This window comes from Paenibacillus sp. PL91, assembly GCF_012935325.2.
Lineage (GTDB): Bacteria > Bacillota > Bacilli > Paenibacillales > Paenibacillaceae > Pristimantibacillus.
This window is the reverse complement of record NZ_JABBYG020000003.1, coordinates 127,570-141,873: the sequence shown is the minus strand read 5'-3', so window position 1 is coordinate 141,873 and position 14,304 is coordinate 127,570. Positions and strand designations below refer to the sequence as shown.

Here is a 14,304-nt window from a genome sequence, read left to right as displayed (position 1 = left end):
GCAAAAATGGCAAAAATCGATGACGTCGCCCGTCTGGCTGGTGTCTCAAAAGGCACGGTATCTAATGTTTTCAGTCAGAAAAGACCTACGAGCAAAAAAGTAACGGAAAGAGTGCTCCGAATTTCCAGGGAATTAAATTATGTTCCTAATCACATCGCGCGGAGCTTAGTGACCAAGAAAACGATGGCTATAGGATTAACGATTCCGCATGGCAAATTTTTTTTTAACTTTTTCCACAATCAATTCATTAACGGCGTAATATTGGAAGCATCTATTTATGGCTATCGGGTACTGTTGGATATGATCGCTGCAGAGGAGGTAAAGACGCCATCCCTCGCAAGCTATCCCATCGACGGAGCCATCGTGCTCGGTCCTACGCAAGACGATGAGCGGATCAATCTTTTGCATCAGAATCAGATTCCGTTTGTGACGGTGGGCAAAATTTTAAACGAAAACCTTCATGAAGTTTCAACCGTAAATAACGACAATGACAAAATCATCCGCGATATATGCAATTATTTAGTCGGTCTCGGCCATCGCGACATCATGTTTCTTAATGCAGGACAGCAGATGACGGTCTCCATCGAAAGAACGGAGGCTTATATAAATGCATTAAACGAGCATCAAATCGAGTTTCGTCCGCATATGATTCATTACAAGCCGTGCATTCATTCGGACGAATATATGAGATACGGATATGACGAAACCTATTCGATTCTCGGCACACGCAAAGAAAAGGTGACGGCGATTATCGCAGATGACGATCGAACAGCATTTAGCGCGATGAATGCCATCAAGGACTTGGGCTATAGCGTTCCGGAGGATATTTCATTGTTCGTGATCTGCGGAGATCTCTCGATGATGCATCAAGTTACGCCTTCGTTGACGGGCATGGATTTGCAGCCCGCGGAGCTTGGCGTACAATCCCTTAGGCTGCTTATGCACAAGCTCGCTGTCCTAGACGGCGATTATGAGGATCATTGGATCGTGAACAGCACGATCGTTGAAAGAAGCTCTTGTTCATCGATATGAAACAAGAAGCCAAGATTATAAAGTAAGTGAGGCAAGCTATGACAGATCTAATTGCATTTTTATCTTCTTTTTTTTCGGAGTATGAAATTTATTTCCGTATTTTTATTAGCGCATTCTTAGGGCTTCTTATCGGATTCGATAGAACCCATAAGAATAAACCGGCAGGCGTGAAAACCTATACGTTCGTTACGGTCGCATCAGCGCTGATTACCATTGTTTCCATTGAAAGCGTTGTGGTCTACGGGCATATGCATGAGCGAACAATGATGGATCCGATGCGTTTGGCCGCTCAGATTGTGTCTGGACTAGGCTTTCTAGGCGCAGGGCTCATTATGAAAACCGGCTTTGAAGTGAAAGGTCTGACTTCAGCGGCAATGATTTTATTCGCTGGAGGAGTAGGCATCGGAATAGGAGCAGGCTTCTATGGCATTGTCATTTTCACGATCATTACAGCCTTCTTGTTTATCCGAGTCGGCGGCTGGATCGAGAAGCGTGAGCATGATAAGCTGATAGTGAAAGAAGATAAGGATTTATCTGCGTGAAATAAAATATGTTTTCTATTAAGACGCCGGGAGAAATCTTCGGCGTTTTTTTAGTGTGCTTTTTTGGACACGAGAATGAAGTTAGGTGATCTGAGGAAGTGTAAGTTTTCTTCAAAAGAATGGATCTGTGTCCCTACGTATTAAAAAACATATTCAATATATACAATTTTGAAATGCGAAAGCTTGTTCGGCAGAAGAAAAGCTGCTCGAGAGGCAGGATCATCATTAGACTTGAAATAATAAGAAATATTTCAAGTCTTTTTTTGCATTTATTTATGATCCTTTTCATATTCTATATATAGGATATGCGGTTTGATATAGATTGGAGGTGAAAATCTTTTGCTGGCGTGTCATTCACGTTAGCGTTACGCAGTGACGACTTCATGTCCCGCCTTATTCGAATGGGTGTCAATGGCTTTGAACTCATGTAATTTGTCAGGAGGTTATCGCATGACTGCTGAGCAGCGACAAGGGCTAAATGCCATATCCAAGCCCGGTGAATTCACGGAGCTTGACCGTTTCATGTTTGAATCATGGGGATACCTTATTATTCCGAACGTATTATCGGCTGAACAAGCGCAAGAATGTCTAGAGGCAGCTGTCCGCCTTCATGATAAAGCAGGGACGACGGGATGGGCACAGGTTGGGCGAGGATTCGAGACGGAAAACGCGCTGGACAATCTGATTGATCATCCTGCTGTACTGCCGAAAGTAAGAGCCATTTATGGCGACCGTTTCATTCTTCAATCCGCTTGGTGCACGAAGCAGCCGGCATTCGGTGATGCGGGCGGATGGCATCAAGACGGCTCGGGAGCCTATGATTTCAAGCATTTGGCTTATCCGATCCCTCTTCTGCAGCTGCGCGCTTCCTATCTGCTCACCGATCAATCGCTGCCGAGGATGGGCAACATGGAAATGATTCCGGGCAGCCACAGGTCCCAGGTGCCGCTCCCGGAAGACATTCGCCAAAGCAAATCCGATCTGCCGATCGGACATGTTATATGTGCTCCTGCCGGCTCCGTACTGCTGTTCCACAACGCCGTTTGGCATCGTACATACATGCATGACGGAGACTATGACCGTTATACCGCCCATTATATATACAGTCCGCCTTGGGTCCGGTTCTCCGATCGGTTTACGAACGACAAGGATTATTTGGAGCGTACAACGCCCCAGCGCCGCTATTTGGCGGGAGAATACGAGCGGCCGGACGCGCCGTTCGGAGCCGGCTACCCAATAGCGGCCTTTGAGGATTAAGAAGACGCGAGAACAATGACTTGCAATGTGCTGCCATTTCACAACACTAATTTGGAGGGATAAGGAATGCTGAATGTCGCGATGATCAGCAAGTGGCATGTTCATGCCGATGGTTACGCCAAACACCTGCAATCGCTTGGAAGCGTAAACATCACGGCCGTATGGGATGAAATCAAAGACAGGGGACGTATCTGGGCGGCAGAGCTTGGAGCAGATTTCGAGTCCGACTTGGATGCTCTGCTGAAGCGCGAGGACGTGGATGCCGTCGTCGTCGATGCGCCTACCAGCATGCACGCCGAGGTAATGGTTGCCGCCGCAAATGCGGGCAAGCATATTTTCACGGAGAAATCGATGGCGCTTACCGTGGCGGAATGCAATCAAATAACGGCTGCCGTCCAAAGAGCTGGCGTTAAGTTTTGTATTTCTTTTCCGGCCCGTACTAGACCTCATCACTTGTTCGCCAAGCAGCTAGTGGATGACGGGGTGCTCGGCGCTATTACAACTCTCCGCATTCGGAACGGCCATGACGGAGCATTAAATAATTGGCTGCCTGATTATTGGTACGATGAGAAACAAGCAGGCGGAGGGGCCATGATGGATCTCGGGTGCCACCCTATGTATCTGGCAAGCTGGCTGCTCGGACAACCGAAACGCATAACCTCCATGTTTAGTCATTTTACGGGGCGAGCCGTTGAAGATCATGCGCAGTGCTCAATTGAGTTTGCTGGCAATGCGGTAGCGCTGCTGGAAACAAGCTTAGTCACCTACTTAACGCCGCCGGCTTTCGAGCTGTACGGCACGGAAGGAACATTGATCATCTCTGGGGATCAAGTGAGATTCGCTTCCAAACATACGGATTCGCCGATGCAAGGCTGGATTTCTCCGCGTCAGCTTCCCAAGGAGCAGCCGCTTCCGCTGACACAGTGGGTAAATGGCATATTGAACGACCAACCGATGCCATACGGGCTGGAGGATGGAACGAGGCTGACAGAGCTGCTTGAAATGGCCTACATCGCCCATCGCGAGAGAAGAACGGTTGACTTCAAGCAGCCGGGAGGGAATTGATCGATGCGTACAGTCAAAGTAGGAATAATCGGATGCGGAATGATTGCAAACGGCAAGCATATGCCAAGCTTGGCAAAGATAGAAAATGTGGAGATGGTCGCCTTCTGCGATCTGATCGAGGAAAGAGCGCGCGAAGGAGCAGGGCAATATGGGGTGCCCGGAGCGAAAGTGTTCACGGATTACAAAGAGCTGCTGGCGATGGAAGAGATTGAAGTTATCCATGTGCTGACTCCAAATATTTCCCATGCCGTCATTTCAATTGATGCGATGGAAGCCGGAAAGCATGTCATGTGCGAGAAACCGATGGCAAAGACGGGAGCCGAAGCGAAAGCGATGTACGAAGCCCATGTAAAGACTGGGAAGAAGCTGACGGTTGGATACCAGAACCGAAGCAGAGCACAGTCGCAGCTGCTAAAAAAAATGATTGAAAATGATGAGCTCGGCGAAATCTATTATGCCAAAGCGGTAGCGACCAGACGCAGAGGCGTTCCCACATGGGGCGTGTTTTTGGATAAAGAAAAACAAGGCGGGGGCCCGATGATCGACATCGGTACCCATTCGCTCGATCTCATCCTTTGGCTAATGAACAATTATGAGCCTCAGAGCGTAGTAGGCAGCGTATTTCATAAATTGAAGGATACGGAAAATGCGGCAAACGAATGGGGTTCATGGGATCCCAAGCAGTTTGAAGTGGAGGATTCCGCCTTTGGTTATGTAAAATTCAAGAACGGCGCCGTCGTTTCGATCGAAACCAGCTGGGCGCTTAATATCGCAAAGCCTGACGGCTCCTATTTGTGCGGCACCAAGGGCGGCGCGGATTTTACCGACGGTCTGCGAATTAACGGCGAGAGGGACGGCAGCTTATTTATAAACGCCATAGATGTGAACCCGAATAATAGAGAGCAATTCAGAGGCGAAAATATGACTGATTTCGAGTATGAAGCGAAGCAATGGATCAGCAGTGTCGTGAATGATACTGAGCCGCTCGTTAAGCCCGAAGAGGCGATGGTTGTATCGGCTATCCTGGAAGCCGTATATATTTCGGCCGAAACCGGAAAGCCAGTCTACTTCGATTAATCAGTGGCTGCTAAAAGGTTCGGGTAAGGGGCGGAAAGATAGAAAAGAGGCAAGGTGGATTATTTTAATCCGCCTTGCCTTATTTTTGTGATTAGGATGAACCATTAACTTGCTCAATGCTATCAAAACAAGCCTTTCAAAAGCAGCAGCGCCGTACACCATATAAAAATAGCGGAGCACCTGTTAAATATAATCATTAGTGAACCAGAGCCATCTAATTTTTTGATAGCAGCGCCCGCGAATGTCAGGCCGAAAAACCAGCACCACGATACGGCTACACAAGCAGCTGTAAATAGGATTTGCTCAAGTCCAGCATATCGCAGTGCACTTGTGCCAATCACGCCTACTGTATCCAAGATCGCATGCGGATTTAAAAGAGAGACGGACAGAGCAAATACAATTTGCTTTTTTGCCGGCAAGCGACTACCTGGATCGCGCCTCGCAGGCTTCGAATTCCATACGGAATATCCCATGTAAGATAGGAAAACAATACCGATGATCAATAATCCAAGTCGCAGCCACGTAAGTTGAAGCACGAGGATGGACAAGCCGAACACGGCGAATAAAATGAGCAGCGTATCACAAAGCGCAGCCGTTATGGTTGCCGGCAAGGCTTTGAAAATGTTTGGTTGTGTTGCCCCTTGCGTGAAAATGAAGACGTTTTGTACGCCTAATGGCAAAATAAGCCCAAATGCTAATAAAATCCCATGAAGTATGGCTTCCATTTCCTATTAACTCCCTTCCTTCTTCACTTTAACTATGTTACAAATGAAATAGAACAACCAATTGGATGGTTTTTGGACCCAACCAGTTTTGAAGGGACTGATTCTTTTGCAATGGAAACCGAATCGTACAATCCACCTTTCACTCCATGATCAAATTTATAATTGGATTAGCGCTCGCATTCAGCAAGGCGAGTGGACGATCGGCACGAAGCTCCCTTCTCAAAGAAAGCTATCCGAAATGCTTGAAGTAAATCGAAGTACCGTCATTCAAGTGCTCGACGAATTAAAAGCAAACGGGATAGTAGAGAGCAAATTGGGCGGAGGTACTTACGTATCCAATAATAGCTGGAATAGGCTCCTTAACCACGAACAGCCAAATTGGCATAAGCATATTCATGCGAGCATTCACGAGCCGAATTTTCATACAATCCAATTAATCAATGAGCACGAGCAAGACCCTTCTATGATTCGGCTGGGTACGGGCGAGCTTTCCCCCGATTTACTGCCAACAGCTTTGCTTGAGCATTCTTTGCAAACGATATCCTTGCATGCTAGAGATATTGGCTATTCAGAGCCGAAAGGCAGTAAGAAGCTGCGTGTTGCATTGAGTGAATATTTGCAAAAACGAGGCATACATGCATCACCAGAGAGCATCCTCATCGTATCTGGCGCGCTTCAAGCGTTGCAGCTTATTTCATTAGGCATACTTGAACAGCGATCGAATGTGTTTCAAGAACCGCCTTCCTATTTGAATTCGATTCACCCATTTCAATCGGCAGGCATGCGTGTAATTTCTGTATCAATAGAACAGCAGTTGAAAAAGACGCTGAAAGCATTAAAGGGTAAAAAACAATCATTATTTTATACGGTGCCTACACTCAATAACCCAACCGGGCGCATTCTATCTATTGAAGAAAGAAGAGCATTGCTAGAAATTTGTACATCATTGCATATCCCTATCATTGAAGACGACGTTTATCACGAATTAGCTTTCGAGGATGCCCCTCCATCCTTAAAGTCAATGGATCAATCCGGACAAGTGCTATATATAGGGAGCGTGTCTAAAACGTTAAGCCCTGGTTTAAGAATCGGTTGGGTCGTAGCACCAGAACCTGTCATCAATCGATTAGCTGATATTAAAATGCAAACGGATTATGGCTCGAGTGCCTTTTCGCAGCAAATTGTAACGCACTGGCTTACATCCAGCTTATACGAGTCACATGTAGGCCGATTACGCCAGCAATTACAAAAGCGGGCTGCTTTTGTGGAAACGATTTTGACGAAAGATTTTGGGCAAATCGCAGCATGGGAAAAGCCGAAAGGCGGCTTTTATATTTGGCTCCGATTTAACGAACCGATCGTCCACAAAGCGTTGTTTCAACAGCTCATCAAGCAAAAGGTATTGATCAATCCCGGTTACATTTATGATCCAAAGGATTTTCATCACATTCGCTTATCTTATGCTTATGCGACTTTAGAAGAGTTAAAGGAAGGGCTGCACATATTGGTTAAGGCAATTAACGGTGTTTTAGATAAAAATTAATGGTTTAAGCCCATAATATGACTTAGGAGAAACCCGGCCATTTGAGTTCGGGTTTTTAATGATGTCCCGTATTTCAGCAGCAGTGGAGGACAGGTCGATCCAACAGTCCAATGCATAATCGAGCAGTTGAAGGGAAACTATACCAGATGTAGAAAATTATAAAATTTTGAGGAGGGGAGCAGTAATGGAGGGATCCTTTTCTAGACTTCAGATCGTCTTTTTATTGCTTTTATCACTTGGGATCTCGAACCATGTGCTAATTATCCCTCATCTTCTCCGAGCGGCGGAACGCGATTCATGGTTCAGTATAGTAGTCGCTTATTTGGCACTGATTGGATGGAGCTTCATTTTATATCTTGTTTTGAAATCGATGCGTTCATTATCATTTTCGGATTGGCTCAAATTCCGAACGGGCAAGCTCGGCTTGTGGGTGGTAAGCGGAGGCGTCGTACTTTATTTATTGGCTGCAGGAAACATGATCGTTTTTGATACAGCAAAGACCGTAAAAATTTACTTTCTTCCCAATACACATGATATCGTCGTGACACTAAGCTTTATATTAATATCATACTGTGCGGCAAGGGCGGGAATCAAAACGCTTGTCTATATGTCTACCATGTTATTGCCTATCGTGATTCTGCTAGGCTTCGGAGTATCCATAATGACGATGGATGGCAAGGACTATGGCATGCTCCAGCCCTTCCTTAAGGAAGGATTTGATACTCAACTATCCGGAGGAATCGTCGTATTTGGCGGCAGCATGGATTTGCTTATTTTGCTTTTGATTCAGCATAAGCTAACAAAGCCCTTGAACTATGGAACCATTTTTCTGCTCCTGACTATGTTGGTGGGACTAATCATGGGACCTACGATTGGCGCAATCGCTTCGTTTGGCCCTTTTCAAGCTGAAAATTTACGATTCCCCGCTTTTGAACAATGGAGGCTGGTCATGGTCGGAAGTAATATCTCGCATGTTGATTTTTTAGCTGTCTTTCAATTAATGGCAGGCAGCATTGTGAGAACAGCTCTGATTATTCATCTCTTATCTGAACTGATTGGTGCCAAATCCCAAAAATATCGCCAAGCGGTTATGTTGATAAGTGCAGCCATCATTTCAATGCCTTCACTTCTAAAGGTCAGCGACATTTTGATGCAGAAGATTATTCAAAGTTATTTTTATGACTACTCACTCTGGTTCGGCATTATTTTAACCGCACTTCTTTTTACGATAACCTTTGTCCCGCAATGGAAAGGAGCAGAAAAATGAATAAGTCGCAAGAAGAATCGATGTTATTCGAAGAGCAGGACACAGAATTACGCAGCGGAAGTTTGTTAACAAGCAAATTGAAAGAAGCATTCTCGCATTATTCGGATGTCCAGTTTCCGCTTCTTCCGCAATTGGACTTCTCAGATCAATTAACGGCCTTTTATTGTGAAGGCATGATCGAGAAGACGGAGTTGAATGCATACTTTTCTAGGGCATGTCATTATATTAATCGTTTGCATGTCGATCTGGATGAAGTAGTGCCGGTATATACGGACGAAATGCCTATTTTAGAGATCAATCGGTCATTCGGAGAAATGGTCATTAGTTTGTTTACCGGCAAATTGATCATTTACCGGGAAGGTGATTGTTATTTTTGGACAGTCGATATTTCTAAAGTCCCCCAGCGTTCTTTACAGGAGTCCAATACGGAAATTTCAATCAAAGGGCCTAAGGATGCATTCACAGAAGACATATATACAAATATCTCACTGATTCGGAAACGGATGCAAACCGGATTATTGTTCAGCGAACAGTTCTTTATTGGCAGCTTAAGCAAGACGCAAATATCCTTGCTTTATCTAAGCCATAAAGCAAACCCTAAAATGATTGCCGATGTTCGCAAACGTTTGGAAACCTTTAACGCAGAAAGCATTGTTAGCAGCGGGCAGCTCGAGCAATGGTTGTCGGATAGAACCTTCTCGTTATTTCCCTTGATTGATTATATCGGTCGGCCCGACTTTGTCATTGAAACGCTGCTGCGCGGAAGATTCGCGATAGTCGTAGACGGGTCGCCGATGGTCCTCATCGGTCCGAGCAACTTTCTTGAGTTGTTAAAAACACCCGAAGACGTCCATTTCCCTTTTCATTTTGTCATCTTTCAACGGATTCTTCGGCTCTTAGGCCTGTTAATCGGTATTTTTTTGCCGGGATTCTGGATTGCCCTTGCATCGGTAAATTTAGATCAGATCCCCTTTTTCCTGCTGGCTACGGTGGTTATTTCGAGGGAAGGGGTTCCGCTGCCTTCTTTTCTAGAAGCGTTTCTCCTGTTGTTTCAATTTGAATTGCTGCGGGAAGCCGGTATTCGGCTGCCGAAAGCCGTCGGACAAACGATCGGAATCGTTGGAGGCTTGATTATCGGAGACTCGCTTATCCGCGCCGGTCTTGCATCGCCGACCTTGCTCGTTGTCGTAGCCCTTTCTACCGTATCCACGTTTTGTTTGGTGAATCAGTCGTTGTCCGGCACGGTCAGCCTGATAAGAACGTTTATTTTGCTCGTATCCTCATTACTGGGAATCTACGGCTTTTTTCTGAGCATGTTTTTGATATTAATCTATCTCTGCCGTCTCGAATCCTTCGGGCTCGCTTATCTAGAACCGATATCTTCCTTGCGATTCAAGGATTGGCTGGCAGCGTTTGTCATTGATCCGTTCCGCAGATCACGGTTTTCGTCGTCCATGATCAATAAACAAAAGAGGTGAGAGGGTTGAAGCGTAACCTGCTGTGCATTCTAACGTTGACGGTTAGCTTATTATTCGCATCAGGCTGTTCGACCGACATCAAAGATATTGAAAAGTTGAGTTATGCTTCCGCAATAGGCGTGGATTATAAGGATGGAAAGTACCATGGTTACATCCAATTCATTGATTTTCAATCTGTTGCGAAAACGAGCGATGGAATGAAAACAGCTTCAAGAGTTTGGGTGGGCGAGGGCGTGGGAGATACTTTTGAAGAGTCCTTCTTTGATCTATATCAAACGGCGCAAGAAAGAATTTATTGGGGGCATTTGACGTCTATCGTGATTAGCGAATCGGCTTTCAAAAAAGGAATAAAAGACTTTTACGATAGTGTTATCCGTTATTATGAATTTCGTCTAACGCCCTGGGTGTATGGAACGAGAGAACCAATCAATGATATCCTCTCAGCAGGAGGCTTTTTTGGACAGTCTCCGCTTAGTACCATTTTGCATGAACCGAAAGGGATTTACTCCCAGTCTTCTGTTATTGCACCGATCAAACTGCACCGATTAATTGGACAGATTAACGAGCCCGGCTTTACCACTTGCATTCCGACGCTTTCCTTAAATAAAAAACAATGGAGCGAAAAAAATAAAACCGAACCTAAACTGATGATGAATGGGGCGATATTCCTTAAACAGGACAAGTTTAGAAGCTACATTCCGATAAAAGAGTTAAATGGCCTTCGGTGGCTTCAGGAGGGGACGGTTCGTGCTGGCGTTTCCGTTCCGAATACGAAAAAACCTGCCGTTCAAATCGTGGTTGATAAACCAAAAACGAAGCTATCACTAGACAAGTCGAGCGGTGACCCCCGCTATAACATTGATATAAAAGCGACGGCCTATATGGTAAACCGCACTAACAAAAACTTGCTGGAGCTGAAGCAATTAACGGATAAGGCCTCAGAGGTTATCGAGGAAGAAATCCGGAGCACTTTAAAAACAGGAGTGGAGAAAAAGACGGATATTTATAATTTTGAACATGACATGTACCGAAATCACTACGAGCAGTGGAGGTCTATCACACCAGACGATACAAGCCTGTTAAAAAAGAATGTGATCCGTGATGTCCGTATTCACTTAAATATTGAGCATTCTAGCAAGGAGAAAAATTCGACTATACATAAAGGTGATTGATAAACTACGCTGCCTTTCTGATTCATGTCATATTCATCAGAAATATGTCAATTTCATAATAAATCGCATGGAGCACACGCAATTCTGTCTTGTCCTCAAAATTATCCACTATAATGGGTAGCATAACATCATTGTTATTTTTGCAAAGAGGGGCAGACGACATGGGATTTTTTATGAATGCTACGCTTCAAAAGAAAATTATTATTTTAATGCTGCTGCTCTATGTTCCTCTTCCTCTGCTTGGCCAGTTTTGGTATGAGAAATCGTACAAAGCGATTAAAGAAAATGCAATTGGCTCGAGCTTTCAACTGGTAAATCAGGTTAACGACCACCTAGACACGTATTTTAAAGAAATACAACGTCTGATGTATCCTCTCTTGGTGAATGAGCTGACATCACAATTTTTGAACGGATCGATGTCGGATTCCTTTGAACGCTTTCGGCTATCCGAGCAAGTAGAGCGCAAGCTGCTTAATCCCCTTATGACCAATAGAGAGGATATTCACGGCATTTCGCTGGTCACCGGCAAAGGGATCGCCGTATCCTCATCGAGCTTTATGTCGGCAGAGCGAAGGTTTGGCATCTATGATGACCGGATCAAAGACAATGGCAAATTTGTCATTATGGGGCTGGAGCGGGAAGTGGAGGGCCCGACCTTCCTCACGATGGCAATCAAATTCAGCAGCTTGAATTACATCGATGAAGACAGGGGCATGTTGATTGTTGATCTAAAGCTCGATGAAGTGATCCATATTACTCAAAACGTCAGAATCGGCAAAACAGGCTTTATCTGGATTGCCGATCCCGAGCAGAAAACGGCCTATCATCCAAGCGGTTATGGAGCAGAAACGAGCATACCGGAGCAATATATCAAGGAAATGGGAGAGCTGCGGCGCGGGACGTTTACCGTACCAACGGCAGAAGGGAATAAACTGGTGGTGTTTTTCCGCTCCGACAGTACCGGGCTTACCTTGTTCTCTGAGGTTCTGCTCGCTGAGCTTAATGCGTCTCTTCTGAAGGTTAGCCGAATTTCGACCTTGGTATCGCTCTTGTTGTTTTTTCTGGTGATGGTCGTTGCAAGCGCAGTCATGTACTCGCTAAGCAATTCGCTGCTCACGCTGCTGCGCCTGATGAAGCGAGCGGAGCTTGGCGAGCTTAGCGTTCGTGCGCCAGAGAACAAGAACGCCGAGGTCGGCAGCCTTTACCGCGGCTTCAATAAGATGGTGGGTGAAATCAAGCGGCTGGTTGAAATCGTACACGTATCCGAGCTTAGGGAAAAGGAGCTGGAGGTGAAGCAGAAGGAAGCGCTGCTGCATGCGATGCAAGCGCAGATCAACCCTCACTTCCTGTACAACACGTTGGAATTCATTAACTCCAGCGCCATTGTCGAGGGCAACGACAAAATAAGCCGCATGATCGTATCCCTCGGGGATATGTTCCGTTACAATGTGCTGAATCCAAATGATATCGTCTCTTTGTGGGATGAAAAACAGCATATTGAAGCGTACCTGTCCATCCAAGCCGAGCGTTATGAATCCTTGGCCTACTCGATTGAAATCAATCAAGCGCTAGGCAACCGGGTTTTATCCGTCCGTTCTACGCTTCAGCCGATTGTGGAAAACTGCTTTAAACATGGCTTCCAAAAGCATAAAATTTCGCCGAATTATGTCCGCATATCTGTAATGGAGACGGCTGCCGGCTGCCTCATCTCGGTGGAAGACGGCGGAAAAGGCATGCATGAAGGTGTGCTAAGCGCCTACAACCGATTGTTTGATTTGTCTATTGAGGAGCTTATGGAGCATAAGCCTTCGTCGGATCATAAAATGTCTATCGGATTGTTAAATGTGCATATTAGAATACGATTGCTGTTCGGAGAGCCGTATGGCTTGTTCATCGCCGCATCCGGCGAAGACGGTACATGTATCGATATTCTATTGCCCCTGAAGATTGAAGACCATCATGAAGGAAGCAAAGGAGAGGGCTATGACATACCGAATTCTTCTCGTAGACGATGAAGCGATGAGCAAGAGAAGCTTATATAAAATTTTAACTGGCGCGAATGGAAGCTATAGAATCGTCGGGGAAGCATCCGATGGAGCGGAAGCGCTGCAGATTGCCCGGCGGGAGCAGCCGCATTTGATTATAACGGATATCAGCATGCCGGTTATGGATGGCATTGAGCTGATTCAGCGGCTGCGCGAAGACGGGCTTGATATGGATATTATTATTTTGTCGGGCTACGGCGAGTTTGAATATGCGCAGGAAGCGCTGCGGCACGGCGTTGTTGATTATATTTTGAAGCCGATGAAGCAGGAGCAGGTTACCTTATTGGTAGAGAAGAGATTTGAGCATTTTAAGAAGTCAAGGCAGACTGCCATTATAAAAAATCAGCTAATCGCCCCGATCAGCTCGGCGGCAGAACGAATCGGCCATGAGCTGTGGATTGCCAATGAGCCGGGAATGCGCAAGGAGCTGCGCGGGCTCTCCGGGCTGCTGGACGATACCGAATTTATGCAGGAAGAGCGGGTTCCCCTGCTTCGTGATGCGGCTTCCCTTATAAGTAACCGGCTGCAGCCGCAATTCCCGCATCAAGCGTGGGAGTTACCTTACGAGGGGCAAAGCTACGGACAGGCCTTAGCATCTTTTGAGGCGTGGCTGGATAGGCTGCTAAATGAAATCAGGGACAAGCGCAACTGGGGCAAGCGCGGCGTTATTCAGCAGGCTATCGATTACATTAAAGCCAATTTCGCGGACTCCGAGCTCAATTTGGAGAAGGTGCTTGCTCCGCTTGGCATTTCCTCGACCCATTTTTACCATATGCTAATGGAAGAAACGGGTATGTCCTATATTGCTTTCCTGACGCAAATTCGAATGGAGCATGCCAAGGAGCTTCTGGAGCATAGCGATTTGAAAACGTATGAGGTAGGCCAGCGCTGCGGCTATCCGGATTATCCGCATTTTACGAAGCGCTTCAAGAGGCAGGTTGGGCTGTCACCCTCTGAGTATCGAAAAAACATGCAGCAAGCATGAGTGTAATGAAACCGCTAACATCGATAATGAAAACGACATATAGGTAACGAAAATGCCATTTTATTTGAATTCCCGGTTTACTACAATGAATGGGCAAGCACAACTATTTACAAGGG

At 45.8% G+C, this 14,304-nt stretch carries 12 protein-coding genes; 11 read left to right on the top strand and 1 reads right to left on the bottom strand.

What is annotated here, in order from left to right:
- The first annotated feature begins 6 nt into the window (after window positions 1-6).
- The 5 genes from HI950_RS09340 to HI950_RS09320 all read left to right on the top strand — a co-directional run bounded on the left by HI950_RS09340 (window position 7) and on the right by HI950_RS09320 (window position 4,973).
- A complete protein-coding gene (locus HI950_RS09340; protein WP_169083886.1) occupies window positions 7-1,032 on the top strand; it encodes a LacI family DNA-binding transcriptional regulator in 1,026 nt (341 codons plus the stop codon).
- A gap of 38 nt (window positions 1,033-1,070) precedes the next feature.
- The gene (locus tag HI950_RS09335) at window positions 1,071-1,574 is read left to right on the top strand and encodes an MgtC/SapB family protein (protein WP_169083887.1); all 504 of its coding nucleotides are present in this window, start codon (window positions 1,071-1,073) and stop codon (window positions 1,572-1,574) included.
- A 450-nt stretch (window positions 1,575-2,024) separates the two neighbouring features.
- Window positions 2,025-2,831, top strand: coding sequence for a phytanoyl-CoA dioxygenase family protein (locus HI950_RS09330; RefSeq protein ID WP_169083888.1), 807 nt, complete (start codon window positions 2,025-2,027; stop codon window positions 2,829-2,831).
- Between the two features lie 66 nt (window positions 2,832-2,897).
- Window positions 2,898-3,896, top strand: a complete 999-nt coding sequence (locus HI950_RS09325; protein ID WP_169083889.1) for a Gfo/Idh/MocA family protein — start codon at window positions 2,898-2,900, stop codon at window positions 3,894-3,896.
- Window positions 3,897-3,899: 3 nt separating this feature from the next.
- On the top strand, window positions 3,900-4,973 hold the full coding sequence (locus HI950_RS09320) for a Gfo/Idh/MocA family protein (RefSeq protein ID WP_169083890.1): 1,074 nt from the start codon (window positions 3,900-3,902) through the stop codon (window positions 4,971-4,973).
- A gap of 122 nt (window positions 4,974-5,095) precedes the next feature.
- Here the strand turns inward: HI950_RS09320 and HI950_RS09315 are convergent, their stop codons facing one another.
- Window positions 5,096-5,698, bottom strand: a complete 603-nt coding sequence (locus tag HI950_RS09315) for a LysE/ArgO family amino acid transporter (protein WP_169083891.1) — start codon at window positions 5,696-5,698, stop codon at window positions 5,096-5,098.
- A 106-nt stretch (window positions 5,699-5,804) separates the two neighbouring features.
- Here HI950_RS09315 and HI950_RS09310 point away from each other — a divergent pair, with 106 nt between their 5' ends.
- The 6 genes from HI950_RS09310 to HI950_RS09285 all read left to right on the top strand — a co-directional run bounded on the left by HI950_RS09310 (window position 5,805) and on the right by HI950_RS09285 (window position 14,188).
- Window positions 5,805-7,241: an aminotransferase-like domain-containing protein gene (locus HI950_RS09310; protein ID WP_169083892.1), complete on the top strand. Its 1,437-nt coding sequence runs from the start codon at window positions 5,805-5,807 to the stop codon at window positions 7,239-7,241.
- A gap of 184 nt (window positions 7,242-7,425) precedes the next feature.
- On the top strand, window positions 7,426-8,508 hold the full coding sequence (locus tag HI950_RS09305; RefSeq protein ID WP_169083893.1) for an endospore germination permease: 1,083 nt from the start codon (window positions 7,426-7,428) through the stop codon (window positions 8,506-8,508).
- On the top strand, window positions 8,505-9,986 hold the full coding sequence (locus HI950_RS09300) for a spore germination protein (protein WP_223285193.1): 1,482 nt from the start codon (window positions 8,505-8,507) through the stop codon (window positions 9,984-9,986). The genes HI950_RS09305 and HI950_RS09300 overlap by 4 nt, the downstream gene beginning before the upstream one ends.
- Before the next feature lie 35 nt (window positions 9,987-10,021).
- Window positions 10,022-11,158 (top strand): Ger(x)C family spore germination protein, encoded by a 1,137-nt coding sequence (locus HI950_RS09295; protein ID WP_187768061.1) that lies wholly within the window; start codon window positions 10,022-10,024, stop codon window positions 11,156-11,158.
- A 161-nt stretch (window positions 11,159-11,319) separates the two neighbouring features.
- Window positions 11,320-13,173 (top strand): sensor histidine kinase, encoded by a 1,854-nt coding sequence (locus HI950_RS09290; RefSeq protein ID WP_169083895.1) that lies wholly within the window; start codon window positions 11,320-11,322, stop codon window positions 13,171-13,173.
- Complete coding sequence (locus tag HI950_RS09285; protein ID WP_169083896.1) at window positions 13,142-14,188, top strand: response regulator; 1,047 nt, start codon at window positions 13,142-13,144, stop codon at window positions 14,186-14,188. The genes HI950_RS09290 and HI950_RS09285 overlap by 32 nt, the downstream gene beginning before the upstream one ends.
- Window positions 14,189-14,304: the final 116 nt, after the last annotated feature.